The organism is Streptococcus sp. 2579, from assembly GCF_013277195.1.
Classification (GTDB): Bacteria; Bacillota; Bacilli; order Lactobacillales; family Streptococcaceae; genus Streptococcus.
The window spans coordinates 1-23,330 of the sequence record NZ_VMMM01000018.1 but is presented as its reverse complement, the minus strand read 5'-3'; the positions used below and the strand labels follow the sequence as shown (position 1 = coordinate 23,330).

The 23,330-nt window shown below is 36.7% G+C and carries 20 protein-coding genes; 6 read left to right on the top strand and 14 right to left on the bottom strand.

Going from position 1 to position 23,330, the window contains the following annotated elements:
• Nucleotides 1-54 precede the first annotated feature (54 nt).
• Genes HT725_RS10420 through HT725_RS08380 form a run of 3 tightly spaced genes read left to right on the top strand, consistent with a single transcriptional unit; the run spans nucleotide 55 to nucleotide 1,904 of the window.
• On the top strand, nucleotides 55-186 hold the full coding sequence (locus tag HT725_RS10420) for an SPJ_0845 family protein (protein ID WP_000268685.1): 132 nt from the start codon (nucleotides 55-57) through the stop codon (nucleotides 184-186).
• Complete coding sequence (locus HT725_RS08385; RefSeq protein WP_112443572.1) at nucleotides 187-1,092, top strand: permease; 906 nt, start codon at nucleotides 187-189, stop codon at nucleotides 1,090-1,092.
• The gene (locus HT725_RS08380) at nucleotides 1,089-1,904 is read left to right on the top strand and encodes a TIGR03943 family protein (RefSeq protein ID WP_112443571.1); all 816 of its coding nucleotides are present in this window, start codon (nucleotides 1,089-1,091) and stop codon (nucleotides 1,902-1,904) included. The genes HT725_RS08385 and HT725_RS08380 overlap by 4 nt, the downstream gene beginning before the upstream one ends.
• Nucleotides 1,905-2,059: 155 nt before the next feature.
• Here the strand turns inward: HT725_RS08380 and HT725_RS08375 are convergent, their stop codons facing one another.
• The 4 genes from HT725_RS08375 to HT725_RS08360 all read right to left on the bottom strand — a co-directional run bounded on the left by HT725_RS08375 (nucleotide 2,060) and on the right by HT725_RS08360 (nucleotide 5,491).
• On the bottom strand, nucleotides 2,060-2,371 hold the full coding sequence (locus tag HT725_RS08375) for a hypothetical protein (protein WP_050252936.1): 312 nt from the start codon (nucleotides 2,369-2,371) through the stop codon (nucleotides 2,060-2,062).
• Between the two features lie 139 nt (nucleotides 2,372-2,510).
• The gene (locus HT725_RS08370; RefSeq protein ID WP_050252937.1) at nucleotides 2,511-4,298 is read right to left on the bottom strand and encodes a P-loop NTPase fold protein; all 1,788 of its coding nucleotides are present in this window, start codon (nucleotides 4,296-4,298) and stop codon (nucleotides 2,511-2,513) included.
• Nucleotides 4,299-4,390: 92 nt separating this feature from the next.
• Nucleotides 4,391-4,606: a hypothetical protein gene (locus HT725_RS08365; protein WP_173253397.1), complete on the bottom strand. Its 216-nt coding sequence runs from the start codon at nucleotides 4,604-4,606 to the stop codon at nucleotides 4,391-4,393.
• A gap of 12 nt (nucleotides 4,607-4,618) precedes the next feature.
• Nucleotides 4,619-5,491 carry a DUF4300 family protein gene (locus HT725_RS08360; protein ID WP_112443568.1) on the bottom strand — a complete coding sequence of 291 codons (873 nt, stop codon included), beginning with the start codon at nucleotides 5,489-5,491 and terminating at the stop codon, nucleotides 4,619-4,621.
• A 763-nt stretch (nucleotides 5,492-6,254) separates the two neighbouring features.
• Between HT725_RS08360 and HT725_RS08355 the strand changes: the two genes are divergently transcribed.
• Nucleotides 6,255-6,461, top strand: coding sequence for a S24 family peptidase (locus HT725_RS08355; protein ID WP_173212270.1), 207 nt, complete (start codon nucleotides 6,255-6,257; stop codon nucleotides 6,459-6,461).
• 590 nt (nucleotides 6,462-7,051) lie between these two features.
• Here HT725_RS08355 and pyk read toward each other — a convergent pair.
• The 3 genes from pyk to HT725_RS08340 form a co-directional block, all read right to left on the bottom strand.
• On the bottom strand, nucleotides 7,052-8,557 hold the full coding sequence (gene pyk / locus HT725_RS08350) for a pyruvate kinase (RefSeq protein ID WP_050224194.1): 1,506 nt from the start codon (nucleotides 8,555-8,557) through the stop codon (nucleotides 7,052-7,054).
• A gap of 58 nt (nucleotides 8,558-8,615) precedes the next feature.
• Nucleotides 8,616-9,623, bottom strand: a complete 1,008-nt coding sequence (pfkA, locus tag HT725_RS08345) for a 6-phosphofructokinase (protein ID WP_000820871.1) — start codon at nucleotides 9,621-9,623, stop codon at nucleotides 8,616-8,618.
• 81 nt (nucleotides 9,624-9,704) lie between these two features.
• On the bottom strand, nucleotides 9,705-12,806 hold the full coding sequence (locus tag HT725_RS08340) for a DNA polymerase III subunit alpha (protein ID WP_173253396.1): 3,102 nt from the start codon (nucleotides 12,804-12,806) through the stop codon (nucleotides 9,705-9,707).
• A gap of 345 nt (nucleotides 12,807-13,151) precedes the next feature.
• Between HT725_RS08340 and HT725_RS08335 the strand changes: the two genes are divergently transcribed.
• Both HT725_RS08335 and HT725_RS08330 read left to right on the top strand, forming a co-directional pair.
• Entirely contained in the window at nucleotides 13,152-15,425 is a 2,274-nt protein-coding gene (locus tag HT725_RS08335) for a Xaa-Pro dipeptidyl-peptidase (RefSeq protein ID WP_173253395.1), read from the top strand.
• An 18-nt stretch (nucleotides 15,426-15,443) separates the two neighbouring features.
• The gene (locus HT725_RS08330; RefSeq protein ID WP_173253394.1) at nucleotides 15,444-15,914 is read left to right on the top strand and encodes an arginine repressor; all 471 of its coding nucleotides are present in this window, start codon (nucleotides 15,444-15,446) and stop codon (nucleotides 15,912-15,914) included.
• 116 nt (nucleotides 15,915-16,030) lie between these two features.
• Here the strand turns inward: HT725_RS08330 and HT725_RS08325 are convergent, their stop codons facing one another.
• The 7 genes from HT725_RS08325 to HT725_RS08295 form a co-directional block, all read right to left on the bottom strand.
• A complete protein-coding gene (locus HT725_RS08325) occupies nucleotides 16,031-16,186 on the bottom strand; it encodes a hypothetical protein (RefSeq protein ID WP_173253393.1) in 156 nt (51 codons plus the stop codon).
• A 270-nt stretch (nucleotides 16,187-16,456) separates the two neighbouring features.
• On the bottom strand, nucleotides 16,457-19,807 hold the full coding sequence (locus HT725_RS08320) for a DEAD/DEAH box helicase family protein (protein WP_173253392.1): 3,351 nt from the start codon (nucleotides 19,805-19,807) through the stop codon (nucleotides 16,457-16,459).
• Nucleotides 19,808-19,836: 29 nt separating this feature from the next.
• The gene (locus HT725_RS08315; RefSeq protein ID WP_173253391.1) at nucleotides 19,837-20,886 is read right to left on the bottom strand and encodes a restriction endonuclease subunit S; all 1,050 of its coding nucleotides are present in this window, start codon (nucleotides 20,884-20,886) and stop codon (nucleotides 19,837-19,839) included.
• A gap of 33 nt (nucleotides 20,887-20,919) precedes the next feature.
• Nucleotides 20,920-21,885: a site-specific tyrosine recombinase/integron integrase gene (xerA, locus tag HT725_RS08310; protein WP_023936148.1), complete on the bottom strand. Its 966-nt coding sequence runs from the start codon at nucleotides 21,883-21,885 to the stop codon at nucleotides 20,920-20,922.
• Nucleotides 21,886-22,002: 117 nt separating this feature from the next.
• Nucleotides 22,003-22,416, bottom strand: a complete 414-nt coding sequence (locus tag HT725_RS08305) for a type II toxin-antitoxin system death-on-curing family toxin (RefSeq protein ID WP_023941843.1) — start codon at nucleotides 22,414-22,416, stop codon at nucleotides 22,003-22,005.
• Nucleotides 22,413-22,649 (bottom strand): AbrB family transcriptional regulator, encoded by a 237-nt coding sequence (locus HT725_RS08300; RefSeq protein ID WP_000260605.1) that lies wholly within the window; start codon nucleotides 22,647-22,649, stop codon nucleotides 22,413-22,415. Before HT725_RS08300 ends, HT725_RS08305 begins: the two co-directional genes overlap by 4 nt.
• 59 nt (nucleotides 22,650-22,708) lie before the next feature.
• A partial coding sequence (locus tag HT725_RS08295; protein WP_173253390.1) for a restriction endonuclease subunit S occupies nucleotides 22,709-23,330 on the bottom strand: 622 nt, incomplete at its 5' end.

Here is a 23,330-nt window from a genome sequence, read left to right as displayed (position 1 = left end):
TTTTCCTCAAAATAATAGTATAATAGAGGTAGAATTTAGAATCGAGGTACACCTATGGCTGTAAAATTTACAAAACGAGACGACTTGGACAAGATGTTTGAAGAGTTTGCTAAACTCCCAGATTTGAAACAAGTCACTTTCCCTGATGACAAAGAGAAAAAAGCCAAAGCAGAAAAGAAAAACTAGATGACTGCTTTCCAACAACTCCCATCTAGTGTGCTTCAGACTGGGGCTATTTTTCTCTCTATAATCATTGAAGCCCTACCCTTCGTTCTGATAGGAAGTATTGTCTCAGGGCTGATTGAGGTCTATATCACACCTGACAAGGTTTATCATTTTCTCCCTCGAAATCGTTGGGGGAGAATCTTTTTTGGGACCTTCGTTGGGATACTTTTCCCTTCTTGTGAATGTGGAATCGTCCCCATTATCAATCGTTTTCTGGAAAAAAAGGTTCCCAGTTACACGGCCGTTCCCTTTCTTGTGACAGCACCTGTCATCAATCCTATTGTTCTCTTTGCGACCTATTCTGCCTTTGGGAACTCCTTCCATGTCGCTCTGTTACGAGCTCTAGGTTCCATTGTAGTGGCTGTGATACTTGGGATTTTTCTAGGATTCTTCTGGCAAGAACCGATTCAGAAAGAAAATCGTTTGGCCTGTCATGAGCACGATTTTTCTCATTTGAGTCCTGCAAAAAAAGTTTTTCAGGTTTTTGTGCAAGCAATTGATGAATTTTTTGATACGGGACGTTATTTGGTATTCGGCTGTCTCTTTGCTTCTGTGACACAGGTCTACGTTCCGACTCGAATTCTGACCTCTATCAGTGCGACTCCTCTTTTTGCCATCCTGCTCTTGATGCTTTTGGCCTTTCTTCTTTCGCTCTGTAGTGAGGCGGATGCCTTTATCGGGACTTCTCTTCTCTCGAGTTTCGGATTGGCACCGGTTCTAGCCTTTCTCGTTATTGGCCCAATGCTGGATATTAAAAATATTCTCATGATGAAAAATTACTTGAAAGCACGATTTATCAGTCACTTCATTATGATTGTGACTCTTGTCGTCTTAGTGTATTCTCTCTTGATTGGAGTCATCCTATGATTCGATTTTTAGTTTTAGCTGGCTATTTTGAACTGACTATTTATCTCCATCTGTCGGGCAAATTAAACCAGTACATCAACATGCACTATTCCTATCTTGCCTATATTTCCATGGTCCTTTCCTTTATCTTGGCTATTGTTCAATTGTATATCTGGATGAAGCAAGTCAAAACCCACAGTCATCTGAATAGCCGATTAGCCAAGATGACGAGTATTTCTCTTCTGGCTATTCCACTTGTCATCGGCTTAACTTTTCCAACTGTTAGCTTGGATTCTCAGACCGTTTCAGCAAAAGGCTATCATTTCCCCCTATCGGAAGGAACGGATCTGGCCATTCAGACAAGCGAAGGGACGACAAGTCAATATTTGAAACCAGATACCAGTTCTTATTTTTCAAAATCAGCCTATGAAAAGGAAATGCGAACGGCGGCGGATAAATACTTGTCCCAAGATAGCATTAACATTACTAACGAAAACTATATGGAAGTCATGGAAGCTATCTACGACTATCCAGATGAGTTTGAGGGCAAGACAATCCAGTTTACAGGCTTTGTCTATAACGACCCCAGTCATGCCAATAGCCAATTTCTGTTCCGCTTCGGCATTATCCACTGTATCGCGGATTCAGGTGTCTATGGCTTACTGACCAAGGGAAATACCCGTCAATATGAAAATAATACTTGGATAACAGCCAAGGGAAAACTGGTCAATCACTACCATAAAGAACTCAAACAAAACCTTCCAACCTTGGAAATCGAAAGCTTTACCAAAGTCGATAAACCAGAAAACCCCTATGTGTATCGAGCTTTTTAAGGAAAATAAGATAAAAACGAACAAGTTCTCTTCTGAATAACAGAAAAAGAGCCTGTTCGTTTTTTGTTGAGTATTGTATAGTAGAATATAAATTGCGATTTTTAAAATGATATATAACTAGTGAACAATTCACAAATCAAATACATTTTCATTCTCTACTTAATACTATGCTTATTCATCTTTTGTTCAAAAATAGTTGTGATAATCTGACGTAGTTCTTCTCGTTCTTTTTCTGGGATTTCACCACTTGTTTGAGCTGCAGCGTAAAGCTCAGGGTGTTCAACTGAAATGCGTTTAATCGTACGTGTCGTAGCATGTTTTCTGACGAAAAATGGGATTCGCTTAATCAAGTCTTGTGGGACAAGCGCAAGAATCTTCTCAGCAGTTTCCTTGTCACTAATCTTAGACGTCGTCAGCCCATTCTTTATCATTTCCTGTTCTTTTTCTGTAAAATCTTTTAATTCCATCTGATTAGTCCTCCTATTTTCTCTAAATTAAATTATATACTAATACAGATGAAACTACAAAGAATAAACTTTAAGAAATCTTCTCACTGATAAGATTTTAGCATTTAGTCAACTAATAAAAGTAAAATTCACTAAAAAGTTAAATATAATTTTTTACATTTTCCAAGAGCTTAAAAAAATCATTTATAAAAGTTTTTTCAAATTCGTCATACTTTTGAGGATTCTCTCGTAACATTTTAGCGTTAAAATGTTTATAAGTATTTCTATTTATCTTTCCTACTAGTTTCTTATCAACATAAATTTGTATACCATCATTATTTATATTTCCATAAGTATCACCCGATATATAAATAGAATTTGATTTATTATTTCGGGAATAGATATTTAAGCCTTGTCCTTTCCCTTGTGTTAATCTAACAACATTATATTCATTAGCTATTTTTATAAAATCTAATGAAATTGACATTTCGCGTTCTTCCTTATTCTCTTTTCCAAAATACTCTGGTTTTGAAAGGTCGAAATGATTAGTATTAACCAGTGTATTAAATAATTTACGAATAACGAACTGAACATCTTCATTCGGTGAATGATTTTGAGTTGATGTTTTATCTATATCTAAGTTTCCAGTTGAAATTGTACTTGAAGAACTCATTTTTTTCATCAAATTCTCGAACTCTTCAACTTCTAATTTATCAACATTATATCTAAGTAATAATTTCAAAGTATTAAAAAATTTTCTGAAAGATTCTAATTCCTTTTGGTTTTTAAAACTAAAGATACCATAACGAAATACAAGAGAATTATAATCAGCATCATCAGGTATTTCAAATGAATTTTCAAGTAAATCAATAAGAAAATATTTTGTTTCTTCCGAATCTTCTGGACTATTGTTATATGAAGTTAATAAATAGTCATAAGCTTCATTAAAGCGTAATTGAAAACATACTGTAGATATGATTAGTAATTTATCATCATTGTCTAACTCATTATTTGGATTTATAATATGCATCAAGAGACTAACAGAATTGAATAATCTGTTAATACTGCGAGGATTATTTCCTATTGAATCTCTAATTAATTGAGTTATATTCTTTGTAACATCATTATCAAAAGAAAAATTAATTTTTTTCAAAGATACATTAACAAAGTTCTCCATATGATAATTTGCTACCGGTACAGTAAAAGGTACTTGAATTATTTTCTCAAAAAAAGCTTTTCCTTTTTCATTGTCCAAATCATCACCATACTTACTTTTTGTTCCTCTTAAAACAACATTATAATCAATAGCTAAAACAAAGACACAATTTCTACAATCTAAGAAAAGTTTTAAAATTTCTAGGAATTCAATCGCTTTTTGAGGGAATAATCTGTCAAGGTCATCTATGAAAATTACTATCTTTTCATAATTATTTTCTTTGACAGACTCATCAATCATATTTTGTAGATTTTGTTTTAGATTTTTTAGGTTATTAGATTTCTCTTCATTGCTTATAAATTTTAGAAGTTGATTATTAATTTTTTCAATATTTAAGAGACCAAAATCTAGTTTAAGATATTCCATACTTTTTGTAATAACTGCCAAAGATTTTTTTAAGTTTTCTATTTTATTTACATCAGTTACTTCTAATTCATCAATTAAATCTGTGATTAACGTGACTGCTAAATTCTTATCCATATCAAATTGTGAATATTGCCAAGTATTAAAAAAGATTGTTTTAATTTTTCCTTTTGAATTATTGAAAGAATTTTCTTTAAGTTTTTCCTCGACCTGATACATAATACTAGTTTTTCCAGTTCCCCAATCACCTTGAATAGCCAGTGTTAAAGGAGTCTCACATCCTGAAATAAAATTTGATAATCCAATAATATATTCGTCAATCTTAAATTCATCTTTTACTGTTGGAACATCTGAAAATGAATTGTACATATAATTTCCTTTCAAAATATTTTATTTATAGTTTATTAAATTTAGAATAACATTCAATTTATTTTGTGTTAATGACATTAAATTTTAAGGTTCTAAAAAGCAATGATTGTTAGAGATATTTTACAAAACATCTTATCTTCCTCCTCAGTCACTTCCCATAGTTCTGATTGACAGCCATTCCCATCAATATCGTATCTTTGGATATAACCAATAAATGTTTCATTTTTTCGTGGTTTCTGGCTATTAACGATTGAAATAACCCACCAACTCATCAAAAATAGAAATAAAAGTTCTAGGATTACTGTCATATCATACCACCATTAAAGTTTAACCCACTTATCATTATCCATGATAAAAGGCTTAGCCAGTCCCTCGCCTGTATAGTCCGCATACTTGGTGCCTAAATACTTGTAACAATCTTCCTTGCTGGCAAATTTAATCGCTTGGTAGGGCTCTTCGAAAGTCAATTTCTCTACAAATAAGAAACCGTCATCAGCAGGTACTAAGACGCCAACGTGTCCAATAAACAGATACTCGCCATCCAGATTATCGTGCAAAACTACAGACAGCATTCGAGCTTTGTCGTTGAATTGAAATTGGGAGAAGAATGTTTCCATCTTTTCAGCGTGAACCTTGACATCTGTAGTTGCCTCAGTTGGAACTCTCGAAAATAGAATATCAAACTCTTCCTTATCTTGTGAATCAAAGACCTTTCCCTTATCAATCGCATCATTATCTAGGGAAAGCAATTGGTCATTCTTTTCAAGCTTTGGAATGGTGACTGAATTTTTCAAAAGACAATAACTATTGATACGGCAGTTGGTCCCAACGAAATCGCCCTTCTTTTGATTCCAAAGATGGCTAATTTTCTCAAGATCGTATTCGGTGTGAGTAAAGGAAGTGAAATCTCCTGATAAACCAGTTGAGCCAACAATGGTATTATAATCATTTACAAGATTAAAAAAGGCATCAACACTATTTGGATCCAAGTGAGCTGATAAGACAGATTTGACCTCTTCTGTACTTACCTGGGTGTTTAGGTTGGTGTATGAAGCTTTCCATGGCACTTTCGTTGAACTACTTTGCCTTTGACTCGTCCCATTCGAAATTGTAGCATCTTGTTGACAAGCTGCCAAGCCTAAAAACAAGGCTGAACAGAGTCCTAATGTGGCTAATTTTCTTGATTTCTTCATCTTTTCTCCTAAATGTCTTGGATTAAAGTTTCTTTAACTACTGCTTTACAAATATTGATTACTTTCTCATTTAGTGTGTTCATCGTCTTTCCCTCTGATTTGTTTTTTTGTTATTTCCTTAAGCTTGATTTAATTATAGTAGGCGTTTCGTGCTCTGTCAACAAATTTTTTACGAAAACACAACAAAGTTTTCATTTTCGTGGATTTCGTGTTATGCTTTACTTATAAAAATAGAAAGCGATTTCATTTGTGGATAAAGAAGAGATTGCGATTGTTACAGTCTAAAAATAAAACAATATAGACTAGTAAATGGTTGGACTCAATAAAAATTGGGTACTAAGATAGGTATAAGTAAAAACACCATTGGAAATTATGAAAAAAGGGTTAGGACTACTAAGAAAAATACTATATTTGACTTAGCTAAAGTATTCAGTAGCTTGATTGATGCCTCTTTCCTCCAGTTCAAAAGGATTCTCCTAGCGATATCCAATCTATCTACGACCAACGGACACCATCCAGACAAGGTAAAATCCTGACCTATGCCGAGAGGCAACTGTATGAGCAGAAAAACGAAGATAAACGAAGTATCGTAAAAATCATCAGACTGGACGACTACAGACAGACTACTTACTCTCGTTTTAGGTAGTTTATCTCTGCAGGTAGCCGCTTGATGCAGGACGACGATTTAGATATGGAATTCCCATTCTATGAGGATGAAATCCCAGACGACTAAGACGCAATCGCTTATGTCGTCAGCAGGGCCATGGAGCCAAAGATAAGAAACGGCGACTACCTATTTATCAAGAATCCCCCACAGATTGACTATAATACCATCGGCATCTTCCAAGTAGACGGCGCTAACTATGTCAAGAAACTCCGCCAAGGCTACCTCAAAAAAACTCAATCCCGACATCCACCTAAACGAAAGCAACCATATTCGTACCATCGGAAAAATTGCCAGGCTGTATAGGGAGAATTAAAAAAGGGGGAGAATGGCGATATAAAACAAACAGATTTTAAAGGATTCGAAAAACTTTGAAAAAGTTCATTCTACATTTCAAAAAAAGAATAAGTGACCTAAAGCAGATTAGATTTTGTTAAACACTAGTGATATGTCAATTTAGAGAAAGGGATTTAAGATCACTTTGCAAAATGCAAATACTAAACTAGCGAAACCGATAAATCAGCCCCTTAGTTCCCATATTTTCAGGCATACACTCCTTAGTACACTAGCTGAGAAGAATGCTATAATGGTTAGAGTGAAACACAAAGACGCTAAAACAATAAATAACATCTACACTCACGTAAGTAAAAGAATGGAGCAAGCTGCTTTGGAGGTTTTAAATACCATATCATTAAATCGAAAATATATCAGATCGAATCTAGACAAGTAGATTGCGATTGCTAAAACATTTATAGAAATTCATTTGACTTTCCTAATCAATTTGTGCATATCTTACTTCAATCGATTATGAAAGTTTTGCCTCTTTCTTACCCTCTATACAAAAAAGCCTATCACACAAGCTCTAAAGCTGGATATGATAGGTTTTTATATTTTTCTTAACGTACTGTGCGGATACGCATTGTGTTTGTGCGAACAGCTTCTCCTACTGGTACACCAGCAACGATAACAATATCGTCACCAGATTCTACAAGACCTGCTTCAACTGCTTTACGTTCAGCAATTTCGAACATATCGTCAGTTGAAGATGGAGCATCTGTTAACATTGGGATAACACCCCAGTTCAACATCAAACCACGTTCTGTCAATTCGTCAAATGTCAATGCTAAGATGTCAGCATTTGGACGGTATTTAGAAATCAAACGTGCAGTGTGACCTGTCTTAGTAAGAGTTACAACCAATTTAATGTCCATTGAGTTAGTCGCATCTTTAACAGCTGAAGCCATTACTTCTGTCTTAGAGTTACGTTCGAATGAATCTGAATCCAAACGTCCGTATTCATTAAGAAGAGTTTGAGCATTCTTGTCGATTGTAGCCATTGTAGTTACTGACTCGAGTGGGTATTTACCGTTTGCAGACTCGCCTGATAGCATTGTAGCGTCAGTACCGTCGATAACAGCATTAAATACGTCTGATACTTCTGAACGAGTTGCACGTGGTTTTTCAGTCATTGTTTCAAGCATGTTTGTTGCAGTGATAACAACTTTACCTGCAGCATTGACTTTCTTGATAATCATTTTTTGGTAAACTGGAACCATTTCGAATGGTACTTCGATACCCATGTCACCACGAGCGATCATGATACCATCAGCTGCTTCGATGATTTCATCCAAGTTATCGATACCTTGTTGGTTTTCGATTTTAGCGAACAATTGAACATGTCCGTTTCCAGTTTCTTCACAGATTGCACGAACTTCGTTCACATCTTTTGCAGTACGTACGAATGAAATCGCGATGAAGTTGATACCTTGTTCAAGACCGAAACGGATATCGTCGTTATCGCGTTCAGCAAGAGCTGGGAAAGGAATTTTAGTGTTAGGGATGTTCACACCTTTTTGTTTAGCAATTACGCCATCATTTTCAACTTCAACTTCAAACTCACGAGTTGCGTCATCTTTAGCAACAACACGAAGACCAAGTTTACCATCGTCAACCAAAACTTGACGACCAACTTCAACATCATCATAAATATCAAGAGCACCAGCAACGTTCAATGCAATCACTTCACGAGTTGATTTGATTCCTTGTTTAGTTGCAACACGGATTTTTTCACCAGTTTTGTATGAATATTCTTTAGCTTCACCTTCGAACAATTCTGTACGGATTTCTGGTCCTTTTGTATCAAGAAGGAAACCAACTTTTTTACCTGCAAGTTTTTCAGCAAGTTTAACAGTTGCCATACGCTCACCTTGTTCTTGGTGGTCACCGTGTGAGAAGTTGAAACGGAATGTGTTAGCACCAGCTTCAATCAATTTAGCAATGTTTTTAGCTGAAGCTTCAACATCAAGTTTTTCACCCCAGTATCCGTCATCACCGAATTTTTTACCACCACGGATTTCTACCGCAGGACCCAAAGTTGCAACGATTTTTACACGTTTGTTCATGATTTTTTGTGACTCCTTTATATATATGACCTTTTGGTCTTATTAACTAAATTATGAATTATGACAAGCAATTGTTCAATTGTGACAGGTCAAGATCAGCTTTGTGTGGATTATTTACAATAATCTTACCGTCTGCTGCCAAACTAAACAATGCTCCTTCTTCTGCAGTACCAAGAATTGGGTTTTCAACCATTTTTTCGTTACGAATACCTACCGCAACACCACCGATACCTTTTTTAAGAAGTTTAACGGCATGGGCACCCATACGTGACGCCAATACACGGTCACGCGCAGTTGGAGAACCACCACGTTGAATATGTCCAAGTTCTGTCACACGAAGATCGGTCGTATCTCCTGCTTCTTTCAGTTTTTGAGCAAATTCATCTGCTGACATAACACCCTCTGCCAAAACGATGATATTGTGTCTTTTACCACATTCATAGCCAGCTTTGATACTTGCTACGATATCTTCAATTTTGAAGTCTTCTTCAGGGATGATAATTTCATCAGCACCAGTTGCGATACCAGCCCAAAGAGCGATATCACCAGCGTTACGCCCCATAACTTCGATGACAAAAGTACGACGGTGACTTAATGATGTATCACGAATCTTATCGATAGCGTCCATAGCAGTCGTAACCGCTGTGTCAAAACCGATTGTGAAGTCAGTACCAACGATATCGTTATCAATTGTACCTGGAAGACCGATAGCTGGGAAACCATGCTCAGTCAAACGCATAGCACCGTGGTAAGATCCGTCACCACCGATAACAACTACACCTTCAATGCCGTGTTTTTTCAATTGCTCAATCCCTTTAAGTTGCCCTTCAAGTTGAGCGAACTCTGGGTAACGAGCTGAGTGAAGGAAAGTACCACCACGAGAAATGATGTTTCCTACTGAAGCCGCATTTAAGGGATGAATTTCACCGGCAACCATACCAGCATATCCGTCATAGATACCAAACACTTCCATTCCTTCTGAAATTGCTTGACGAACAACTGCACGGATAGCAGCGTTCATACCAGGGGCGTCTCCACCACTAGTCAAAACAGCAATACGTTTCATATTGGTTATGCTCCTTTTTCTTTTAACATTCTTATTGATTATACCACATTTGATTTTAAAATTCTTCTATTTTCCGTATTTTTAGCGATAAATCGTTTTCATAACGATTTCATTCAACTTCGCTTCTAATTCATTGGATTTAGCTACAAAATGATGGGGAGAAACGATTGTTTTCTGTTCCTCTTCATACCTGATGATGACTGGGATTTGGCCTTTATATTGGTCTAAAATACGTGAAATTTCTTGATCCGAATCATGATTCTTCACCTGTATCCAAAAGCGTTCAGCAACTGCTTCTCTTATTTCTTGTGCAATCATTTGCAGACGGCCATCACGTGACTGGATTTTTCCTTTTATATAGTAGAAGGCTCCCTCTTTTATTTCCTGCCCAACTTGACGATATAAGTCTGAAAAGAGAGTGACATCCAATTTTTTCTTACTGTCATCTACCTGTAAGAAAGCCATATTTTCACCCTTTTTGGTACGAATTACTTTTATTTTCTGAACTTCAACCAAAATAATAGCGTAGCTATTTTCTGATAAATTTCCGATTGGGGTAATCGGGTAAATAGCTTTACTTGCGATAGTTTGTAGGGGATGTTTGCTAACACCTATCCCTAAAAGCTCTTGTTCCATATAGAATTTTTCTTGCTCTGTCCAATCTTCCGATTCCTGCCAACTATAAATAGTATCTCCAAACAAACTTCCTAACTCTTTCACAAATTCAAATAGATTAACTAAATTATTGAATACTTTTTGACGATTTCTTTCAAATAAATCGAAAAGACCAACTTTTACCAAAGGTTCTAGCAGAGGAAGTTTCAGATAATTCTCAGGTAATTTAGCTATAAAATCTTCAATGTTAGAATAGGGTCTGTTTTCAAGAATCCAAAGTGCCAAATCCTTGCTGACTCCCTTAATCGATTTCAATCCTAGATAGATGGACTTGTTGGCAATTTTATCGTGATAGGGAATGGTGTTGATGGACAGAGGCGCCACTTCAAAGCCTGCTTCTAAGGCATCTGTTAAGTAATCACTGTTGGCAGAATTCAACATGACCTGATAAAAAATGGCTGGATAATGCGTTTTGAAATAAGCCAACTGGAAAGCCAAGGCTGAGTATGCATAGGCATGAGATCGGTTAAAACCATAACCTGCAAACTTCTCCATGACATCAAAGACCTGCTCTGCCTTTTCCACAGTATGACCAGCTTCTAATGAACCTTGAATAAAGGAAGCCCTCATCTCATGCATGGCAGAGGCATCCTTTTTCCCCATAGCCCGACGCAAAATATCGGCTTTCCCAAGACTAAATCCAGCAAATCGCTGAGCAACCTGCATAACCTGCTCCTGATAGAGCATGATACCATAGGTTGGAGCCAAAATATCCTCCAGTACTGGATCCAGAACAGTCACTTCTTCCTGCCCATGCTTTCTTGCCACAAAATTATTGATGTAGTCACTAGCACCTGGTCGATTTAGGGAAGTAGTTGCTACGACATCTTCAAAACAAACTGGTTGGACACGCTTGAGCAAGCGAATGGCACCCGGTTGCTCAAATTGAAAGATACCTTTTGTATTTCCAGAGGCAAATAAAGCTAACGTTTCGTTGTCTTCCAAATCTATTTCTTCTATTTTCAGATGAATATCTTCTGTTTCAGCAAGCAATTCTTGCATTTTCTGGACAAAGGTCAAATTTCGTAGTCCCAGAAAGTCCATTTTCAAAAGCCCACTAGCTTCAACTCCATGAGCATCATACTGAGTCAGTGGAATTTCATCACCATGCTTTAGAGGAATGTAGTTGGTCAAATCTTGGTCACTGATTACAACACCAGCTGCATGGACAGAGGTTTGTCTTGGATAGCCCTCAATCTTGCAGGCAATGTCAAAGGCTTTTTGGTATTCTAACTTACTATTGATTTGCTGACGAAACTGGAGATTGCCCTCATAGGCCGACTTAAGATTGTCCCGAAAACTGATTTTCTTGGTAATTGCAGATAATTCATACTCGGGCACACCATAGCGTTTCAAAACATCTCGCAAGGCCTGCTTGGCGCCAAAGGTAGAAAAAGTAACGATTTGCGCCGCATGTTTACTACCGTATTTATTGCCAACATACCTGATAAAATCTGGACGATAAATATCAGGAATATCAATATCAATATCAGGCATGGTATAGCGTTCACGATTGAGGAAACGTTCAAAAATCAGATTTTTCTCTACTGGGTCAATTCCTGTAATGTCCAAGGCATAGGAAACCAAGCTACCAACTGCGGAACCCCGTCCCATGCCCATATAATAACCATTCAAGCGTCCAAAACGCAGCAAATCCCAGACAACCAAGAAATAATCATCAAAACCCATATCATGAATAACAGCCAATTCTTGGTCTAGTCGATCTTGATATTCTTTACTAGACAATCCCTTCTGGGCAAGCCCAAGCTCAGCACGTTCTCTCAACTCTTCTACTGCTGGTCTAGCTGGGTTAAAACGAGGCAGTTTCAAACTAGTATCCAAATCGTAAGAAATACCTGAAATAAGCTTTTCTAAGTTTTCCAAGGCTTGCGGAAATCGTTCTAGGAATAATTTCTCTAAAGAATTTGCTGATATAAAGACATCTTGTCGTGAACGCAAGGGAACTTCTCTGAGCGGTAGGTTTTCTTTAATTGCTGTTAAGACTTGCAGAACTTCTCTATCCCTACTTTCAAAGACATTGACCCGATAGAGGGGTAAGATAGGACGATAAAATTCGCTTACCAGTGTTTCCGGATAAACCCCTATATAGTAATCACAGCCTAGATTTAGTGATTCAAGCTCTTCAAAATAAGGCACAATTACCGCGATATCCTCTAGGTACTGAGACAGGACTGACCAAGTTTTCTCCCCCTGCATCTTGGCTGTTGAAAGCTTCATCAACTGCTGATAGCCCACACTAGATAGAGCTAAAAAGCGCAGATTCACTTCCTGAGCATCCACAAATACAGTCATTTCAAGCCCTAATAAAGGATGAATGCCATATTTTTTTGTAACCTCTAGAAAGTCAAAAGCACCATAAAGATTATCAATATCCATTATAGCCAGATGAGTGTAGCCGAATTCTTTAGCTGCTCTCACATACTTGGTGATTGAAATGACACTCTCCATAAAACTATAGACTGTTTTTGTATCTAGTTGTGCGATCAATTTACACTTCTCCTCTATCCTTCTCACTATATTATACCATTTTCACCTATAAAAGGCTTCTCTTGAGAAAAATTTCATCAGCGTACTAATTTACTTTTTATTCATTTGTGTTTTTGTCATTATTTTTTATATTTATACTATATTATATATAAAATAGAAAACATACAATATAAATCTCCTAGAATTTTTATATTATACCCATTACGTCTATTATTACACTGTTCTCTATATTGAATTTAGCACTTTATTCATTTTTATTGGATTATTTCCTTTTGCAGTTAACAATTCCCTTTCTGCTTTTTTTTTGATATAATAACCTTAACTATCATTCTATATGGAGGTTCTATGCGTTTTAATCAATATAGTTATATCACTTTTCCAAAAGAAAATATCTTATCTGAACTAAAAAAATGTGGCTTTGATTTACAAAACACAGCCAATCCCAAGGAATTACTGGAAACTTTTTTACGTCGCTTCTTTTTCACTTATGAGAACACCGACTATCCACTCTCCTGCTTGGCTATAGACAAAGAAACTAACATATTAACTTTTTTCAAATCTGATAAAGACTTGACAGCAGATATTTTTTATACTGTTACTTTTCAACTTTTAGGCTTTTCTTATTTGGTTGACTTCGAAGACAGTGAAGCTTTTCGTAAAGAGACTGGATTTCCTATTGTATACGATGACTTGATTGAAAATCTCTATCAGTTACTCAATACTCGCACCAAAAAAGGGAATACCCTGATTCATCAACTGGTAAGCGACGGTCTTATCTCTGAGGATAATGACTATCACTACTTTAACGGCAAAAGTTTAGCAACTTTTTCCAGCCATGATGTCATTCGTGAAGTCGTTTACGTTGAGTCTCGTGTCGATACTGACCAAAAAGGTCTTCCAGACTTAGTCAAGGTCAGCATTATTCGTCCTCGTTTTGATGGAAAAATCCCTGCCATCATGACAGCCAGCCCTTATCATCAGGGAACAAATGACAAGGCAAGCGATAAGGCTCTCTACAAGATGGAGGGCGAGCTTGAGGTAAAGCCTGCTCATAAGATTGAACTAGAGGAACCTCAACTCAATCTCGTCCAACCCCAAGGCCAAGCTGAGCTTGTGTCGGAAGCTGAGGAAAAGCTAAGCCACATCAACTCTAGCTATACTCTTAATGACTATTTCCTTCCACGAGGTTTTGCCAATCTCTATGTGTCAGGTATTGGTACCAAAGACTCTACTGGTTTCATGACTAATGGAGACTACCAGCAAATCGAGGCTTATAAAAATGTCATCGATTGGCTTAATGGCCGTTGCCGTGCCTTTACTGACCACACGCGCCAACGTCAAGTCAAAGCTGACTGGTCAAACGGAAAAGTTGCCACAACTGGACTTTCCTATCTTGGAACTATGTCCAATGGGCTTGCGACTACAGGCGTCGATGGTTTAGAAGTAATCATTGCTGAGGCTGGCATTTCTTCATGGTACAACTACTACCGTGAAAACGGTCTGGTAACTAGTCCAGGCGGTTATCCCGGTGAGGACTTTGACTCCCTTGCTGAGTTAACCTATTCTCGTAATCTCTTGGCTGGCGACTATATCCGTGGCAATGAAGCTCACCAAGCTGACTTAGAAAAAGTAAAGGAACAACTAGATCGCAAGACCGGCGACTATAACCAGTTTTGGCATGATCGCAACTATCTGCTCAATGCCCATAATGTAAAAGCAGAGGTTGTCTTTACCCACGGTTCACAGGATTGGAATGTCAAACCACTTCATGTTTACCAGATGTTCCATGCCCTTCCTAATCATATAAACAAGCACCTCTTTTTCCATAATGGTGCCCATGTTTATATGAATAACTGGCAGTCCATTGATTTCCGTGAAGCCATGAATGCCTTATTGACTAAAAAATTACTGGGACAAGATACAGATTTCCAACTTCCTACTCTTATCTGGCAGGACAATACAGCTCCACAGACTTGGCTATCACTTGATAACTTCGGTGGGCAAGAAAACTTTGAAACCTTCTCACTTGGGCAAGAAGAGCAAGCTATTCAAAACCAGTACCCAGATAAGGATTTTGAGCGTTATGGTAAGACCTACCAGACCTTCAATACGGAACTCTATCAAGGGAAAGCCAATCAGATTACTATTGACCTGCCTGTGACTAAAGATCTCCACCTGAACGGTCGCGCTCAGCTTAATCTTCGTATCAAATCCAGCACAAACAAGGGGTTCTTATCTGCTCAACTACTGGAACTTGGTCAAAAGAAATACCTACAACCTTATCCAGCTATTTTAAGTGCTAAAACCATTGATAATGGACGCTACCACATGTTGGAAAATCTCTGTGAATTACCATTTAGGCCAGATGCACAACGAGTCGTGACAAAAGGCTACCTTAATTTACAAAATAGAACTGATCTACTGTTAGTAGAGGATATTACTGCAGATGAATGGATGGATGTGCAATTTGAACTGCAACCAACTATTTATAAGCTAAAAGAAGGAGATACTCTTCGTTTAGTCCTCTATACTACTGACTTTGAAATCACAATCCGTGACAATACCGACTACCACTTGACTGTCGACCTCGCTCAGTCCACACTTACAATACCTTACTAAAAAAGGAGTTAAATTATTATGAATAAATCTGAACACCGCCACCAACTCATACGCGCTCTTGTTGCAAAAAACAAGATTCATACACAGGCTGAGTTGCAAGCCCTTCTTGCTGATAACGACATTCAAGTTACCCAGGCAACTCTCTCACGCGACATCAAAAATATGAACCTGTCAAAAGTCCGCGAAGAAGATAACGCTTATTATGTTCTTAATAATGGTTCCATCTCAAAATGGGAAAAACGTTTGGAAAACTATATGGAAGATGCCCTCATCATGTTGCGACCTATTCAGCACCAAGTCCTACTCAAAACTCTTCCTGGTCTAGCACAATCGTTCGCGACAATTATTGATGCTCTTGATTTCCAATATATTATCGCAACCCTTTGTGGTGATGATGTTTGCCTTATCATCTGTGAAGATACAGATGCTGCTCAAAAGTGCTTTGAAGAACTGAAAAAATTCGCCCCACCATTTTTCTTTGAAGAATAATAAATGACTACAACTAACAATTATGCTTTAAAAAAACCTGGTAGAAAGTCTTTAACATCAGAAAACGCATAGTATCAAGTGTTGAAAACCCTTGATACTATGCGTTTTGCTTTATCCTAGGAAGATTTATACTCTTCGAAAATCTCTTCAATCTCCGTCAACATCGCCTTGCCGTGGGTATGGTTACTGACTTCGTCAGTCTTATCTACAACCTCAAAACAGTATTTTGAGCAGCCTGCAACTAGTTTCCTAGTTTGATCTTTGATTTTCATTGAGTATTCCTTCATTTTCTCCTGCAATTGAATTCTTGCTCGGCTTTTTGTTTTCTATTTCTTTAAAATCAAAGTAGCTCTTTTGTTAATAACTCGATCAACAAACATCGTGGTACAAGTATCTACTTTGAAATTTATCAGCCACTTAACAACTGATACTGTATTCTAGGAAAACGATGACATTCTTCCTAATAAAACTTCTCATATATAACATAAATTTCTACTCTTTTTAATTTTAAATGAGTCTCAGCATGGCAATCACTTTAGAATTTAAGCCACTTCTCCAGCTCGATTATTGATAAGTTCAATGGTTTGAACAATATTACGAAGTACTGGTAGTTGGTGTTGAAAGAGTAGCTGAACAGATCCATGAGATTTAAACGGCTCTTGCGTTAACACTTTCATCTCTAAGCAACCATTTTCTACAATGTAGTCTACAATCAATTTCACAAATGAAATCTGCCTAGCATTAAGATTCTCATCCGACAAAAATTTAGAAAAAATACGATTAGCAGACTTTCTATCTAAGCCAATAATCTCACGCACCAATCTCGGAATTGCCTTATTTTCATAATGATGTTGGTAGTCTGCTTTACTACCTAATTTTTCCCAGAGCAATTTTTCAAGTGCAAGCATATCATCAGATGTCAACTTTTTATTATGGTATAGCTTAGAAATGGACTCCTCATCCAGATGAGTTTTCAAATAATGCTCAACTTTTTCATTATAAGATCGAAGATCGTTGACCTGCAAAAATGCTGTGGTCTCGTGAACAGTAGAGAGTATACGATCTTCAAAGTTAACATAGTAGGGTTTACGGTCTGTTTTATCCAAAAACTGTAATAAATCTCGAATAGCAAGACGAATTTTTTCCAAATCAGACAAGCTAACTTCTTTCCAAAATTCAGGCTCCTGTACTTTCCTGATAATTTCAGCCTGCTCAAAAACCTGCGGAATATTACCAATAGCAGAAAGAGCTCTAGCCGTCTTCATCACTTGGGAAATATGAACAGCGGAAGATTTAGCTGTCAGTTGCCCCAACTGAATATGAAGCAAGCACAGATCAAATCTCCTCGCCATCTCATCTTCTTTATCTTCATCAAATAAAAGCGGAGAGAGATTTTTTTGAATGGTCTCACTTGTAACAGCAGTTAGATTCTGCCAACTTTCCAATTTCCTATAGCTATAAACTGTATCTAAAACCATACGAACCCTGAAGTCCAACTCATTTAAGCTCTCTATACGACCTTGAAGTTCTGAAACAAGCTCCTGACGGTATGCTCTAGCAAACTGATCTTCTTGGTATTGGAGTCCCTGAAGTTCTCGAATCAAGTCCACTTTGATATTAAATAAACGCTGACTCAACGAAACAATGTGACGCCCCTCTCCATCTCTTGGATCTGCACGAAAATAATCAAAATTGTCCCCATAATCAAATACCAAGAAGTTTTCCTTATCCTGCTCAGGTCCAAATAAATCTTTACATAGACGGGTTCCTCGACCAATCATCTGCCAAAACTTAGTTTTAGAGCGTACTTTCTTGAAGAAGACTAAATTAACAACCTCTGGTACATCAATACCTGTATCTAACATATCGACAGAAATCGCAATTTGAGGATACTTCTCCTTAATTTTAAAATCATCAATCAAGGTCTGATAATGCTTAATACTATAATCAATCACCTGAGCATAGTCGCTCTCTTTTTCAGGATAGCGGTTGTTAAAAATACCTCTGATATATTCCGCATGATCATGATTTTTAGCAAAAATAATAGTTTTACCAATTTCATCACCCGAGGCTGTCTGAATTCCTCTTGTCATGAGTTCATTTAAAACAATTTCTACTGTACTTTTATTGAAAATAAAGGAATTAAACACACTCCCATCAATATCTTTTTCACAGCTATCGTCTTCAAATTTGCTATCAAAATGTTCCTTTTCTTCTTCGGACAAATCATCATAATGTAGACCATCCGTAGGTAGTTTCAGTTTGGTTTCGATAGAATGATAGGCTACTAAATATCCGTCTTTAACAGCCTCTTCCAAATCATATGCATATGTTGGAACACCATTCTCCAAATTAAAGAATCCATAGGTGTTTTTATCTAAATCTTGACGCGGAGTAGCTGTTAAGCCTACAATCCTTGCATCAAAATAATCAAAAATGGACTTGTATTTCTGATAAATAGAACGGTGAGATTCGTCAATTATGATAAGGTCAAAATGCCCAACAGTGAAAGGACGTTGATTTACTTCTTCTTGACCACTAATCGCTCCAATCATAGTCGGATAAGTTGAAAAGACCATGCGACTTGATTGAGCTCCTTCTTTATCTTCTAAGAAGTTACAAACGGAAAGATCTGGGAGTAATTTCCTAAACGAATCATAGGCTTGCTTAACCAAGGAAGTTCTATCGGCTAAGAAGAGAACGTTTTTTACCCAGTTATGACGTGATAAGATATCAACTAGAGAAACTGCTGTACGAGTTTTCCCAGCCCCAGTTGCCATAACCAAAAGTGCCTGTCTACGATGATTAGAGAAAGCTTCACAAACGCTTGCAATCGCATGTTTTTGGTAGTGACGCCCGGAAATATCGTCCCTAATTTTACTAGAAATATCCTCAAGTGGTTTTTGAAGATGACGTCTATCCATCACTAATTGCAATTCTTCTTGAGAGTAAAAGCCTGCAATCTGGCGGCGGTTTGGACCATCAAGTATATAGTGCTTCAAGCCATTTGTAATAAAGCAAATTGGCTGATAGCCGATATATTTCTCCAGAGCTTCAGCATATTCTTTGACCTGTACTTCCCCTACTTCTGGATTGACAGAGGCTTTTTTAGCCTCCACAATCGCTAAAATTTTCCCATTTTTACCATAAAGTACATAGTCACAGTAACCAATTCCTGAACCGTGCTTGAGACCATCAACAGCTATCTCAACACGACAGTTTTCTTCAAATATCCATCCTGCTAGACGGAGATCGATATCAATAAAGAGCTTTCTTGTCTCTGCCTCAGATAATTGATCAATATGGAAAGGCACATCTTGCCGTTGCGCTGCAGTCTCACGTTTTTCAGTATAAGTCTCTTGAACTTCTACGGACTGAGCAGCCATCTGTTCATGAAAATCAGGCAGTTCTGGTAAACTGTCTTGTAACTTTATCATAGATTGTGGAGTTTCTCGGTATTTGATGTTTGCTGAAAGTGGTAAGCACTTCTCATCAAAATAACGCTCCACAAACTCATTGCTGTAACAATAATCGATAAAATTAACAAACTGATACAAATGATGCAAAGCTAAAATAGCTTCTCGTTCCTTAATTTCACCACCATGAGCAGCATGGTTTCCCCACCGAATCAACAGAACTATCTGCTTGTGGAGTTCAGAATCTACGATATCCCTAAAATCATCATCCCATACTAAAGAAGATAGAGTAGCACGATAGGGAGCTTCTAAATATGAATCGTGACTATATATCCAATGGACAGCCTGCTCTAAAGCACGACGCGCCATAAAGGCAGTAGCCACAGTTGATGTAGCAATCATATTCTCAGCTTCAATGCAAGGTTTTGAAAAAGATTCATATTCGTCATTTTTTAAAAGAAAGCTAAAATTTCCCATTTTTTTCTCACTTTAAACAAATAGTTTAGCTATATTATACTAAATTTCAAGCTATTTCTCCACACTTTTATAGCTATCTCACAAGCAAATTGTGATTTGTCGACCTGGGCTACAAAGTCTGCGAACTCATTTTGGAGGGAAAGAGGGGGGAGAATATATTTCTGATTTTCTAATGGTTTTTGAGTTATCTTTGGTTGACCTGAGAAATCAGCAAATTTACTAAAATCAATTACTTTCATTAATTCTAATAAAAATACAAGATTAAAATCGGAATTCTTAAATTCTTTTATATATATAGCATTATCACTTATCCATACCTTACCGTAGGTAGTTCTTACATTACCGCAATATGCACCTACACGACCAATGATGATAGTAGGATTATCAATTAAATATTTTCGACTTTTCCAAGCAATGCCATTTCCACCATAGGCAGGATAACCTTCAAAAACTCTATCATGTTTATCAAGAAATTTTCCACTTGAAAATTTAAAACACTGTTGTCCCGTTTTTACTGCAAATTTCTTGTTATTATTTAAAGGATCCCCAAACATCTCGTTAAATCGGGATTTTACAAGTAGATTAAGCTCTTCAAGTTGTTCTTGTCTCCTTAAAATCAGCTTGCTTAACAAATCCAGCTCACTTGCAATTTTTTGTTGCTCTCCCAAATTTGTATATGGAACCATAATATTATCAAAATATTTTTTAGTTAAATGTTTCATTGTGGAACCATGAGTATGTTTTACAGCATCTTGTAAACCTTTTTCAACAACATATTTAAAATACGATTTATCTATATCTATCTTATCAAAAACCACTTTAAAAATGTGCTGATTTAACACTGCGGATCTTCCACACCACTGAAAAATCCCTAATGTACCCGACCACGAAATAAGGATATCACCAGCTTCAACAATGTATTTTTTATCAATCGTACCCGAATAATAATTTATCCCTTTTGAAGTTTTAGTCAGATTCTGTATTCTGATAATCTCTTTCCCTTCAGATGACCAATCTTGAGGTTTAAAAGCATAGCCATTGATAAAAGTAGCCACTTGCCCTAATTTCACTTTCTTCATGCAACCACCTCCTCGGAATATCGGGATTTGCTTTTAAGAGATGAATTTTTGGTGTGAATGCTTGACATTATTTTGATTGACCATGGCATAGGCCAGGGTTGTGTCAATCTTGCTATGACCTAGCAGTTTTTGGACTTGCTCGATAGGCATACCTTTATCAATTGCCTTAGTCGCTAAAGTTCTTCTGAACTTATGTGGGTGAACCTTTTGTATACCGAGTTTGTCTCCTAACTTTCTTAAGCGAATCTCTACACCAGCAATTCCAAGCCTCTGGACTTTTCCAACTAACGTTACAAAAAGAGCAGGGTGACTATCTTTTCTGTCGTTAAGATAGTTTCTTAAATGAATTTTCGTACGAGCGTCAAAATATACTGGTCTCTCCTTCTTTCCTTTACCAAAGACAACACACTCTCTGTTTTCAAAATCAATATCTGAACGATTCAACTGTACAAGCTCCCCTACACGCATACCTGTCGATGCTAGTAGGTCTATTATTGCCAAATCTCTCAAATTTTCACAGTTATCGCGCATAATTTCCAAATGTTCATCAGTATAAGTTTCCTTCACATTTTGCTCAGTCTTAATTTTCTTTATCCGTCGAATGGGATTTTTAATGATATATTCCTCTTGCTCAAGCCAAGCAAAAAAAGAAGACAATATACGCCTAATATTGTCTAAATTCGCCTTACTACAATCCTTTTCAGACTGGTAATTTGCTAAATAACTCCTTAAATCATCTGTTGTGAGTTGTGTCACAGACTCCTTAATACCATTAAACAAGTTTTCAATCGTCCTCTGGTAATAACGAATTGTTTTTGAGCTACAGCCCTCTACCTGCTTGGCGGTAATAAATAGTTGCAACAGGTTATTATTCGAATACTTCTGCTGCTTTTTTCCGTCTACTAGATGATGTTCTAAACTCTCTCTCAACGCTAGTAATTGTTCATTATTTAAAAGAGGTAACATTTCTTGCATGATAATTGTAACTTTTGATTCCATAATTTCTCACTTTCTTATTCATCAATAAAAAGAGACAATATCAGTTTCTGCATTACAGAATTCTAATATTGTCTGTTCATTTATTTTCTTGTGCTCATTCAAATCCAGCATACTAGGTTACTTTTTGACCTTTTCTCTAACAGAATGTTCAGAAACCCATTTGGAGTAGCTTGTCATTTTTTCATCAGTTAAAGCTTCTACTGCGATGGTTACACACATTTTTACTGCTTCTTCTACCGTTACAGAAAAACGATAGCCGTTTAATTGTAAAAATTTGACCAAAACGAAGAAAGCAGTTCTTTTATTAGCATTAGCAAAAACATGCTTCTTTATCAATTGGACAAATAGTATCGTTGCTTTATCAAAAATTGTTGGATAAAGAGGCTTCCCAAAGACAAATTGTTCTGGTAAGTTCACAATCATATTTAAGGCAGAAGGACTAACTGTTTGAATTTTCTCATTTGGAGAATACCGTTGAATTGCTAAAGCATTTATTTTTTCAATTTGCTTTTCTGTCAGATAGATTGTCATTTTTCCACCAAAGCTTTGAAAACATCGTCGTATTCGTCAAATATTTTATCTAAATTTAAGTCAAAGGCATCATCAGATACATAAGAAACCTGCTGCCCCAATTCTTCAGGAGTAAAGATAATCTCACCACTTGGTAACAATTTCGCTTCGTATTTAACACCACTTGGAATATTAAATTCACTTGGAATCGTAATGGTGATTGAATTTCCTTGTTTTCTTGTTTTTACTACCATCTGATTTCCTCCTTTATTGTATTATAACAAATCATTACGGTAATTACAATGGCAGAATATCAGCCAAAATACTCCTGCATCAGAGATTTCTTCAAAGTTTCAAGTTCTTCCAGAGATTTTTGGATTGCCAATTGTGATTTGTCGACTTGGGCTACAAAGTCTGCGAACTCATTTTGGAGGGCTAGTGGGGGGAAAATCAGTTCAAAATTTTTAATCAGTTGACCGTTTAAATTAGGTTGATTTCCTCCTCGTCCAAGTTCTCGTAATTCGCTATACCTTAGCATTAATTGATGCCAAATAAAAACTGGATTGTCTATTTTATTTGGAAATATAGCCCCACATGCTTGGTTGCTAGTAGATTCAACTTTGAGGATTGCACTTCTTCCTCTTGTTTGTCCTTGACCATACATAGCAATTAATATTGTATTAACTGGAAAAAGTTTAAGAGATGTATTTTCTAAAGCAAATTTTGTAATTTTTTCCTCAGTTTCCGTAATTTCTCTATTTATTACCTCAGTTGTTTTTACCCAATTAATCGTTCCGCTATCCCAATATAATTTATTATCTCTTGATGGTGTACTTCCACTAGAAACTTCAAATTTTTCACCTATTTTATATTTGGGGAATAATGTAGTATAAAAATCCCCAAACATCTCGTTAAATCGGGATTTGACGAGCAAG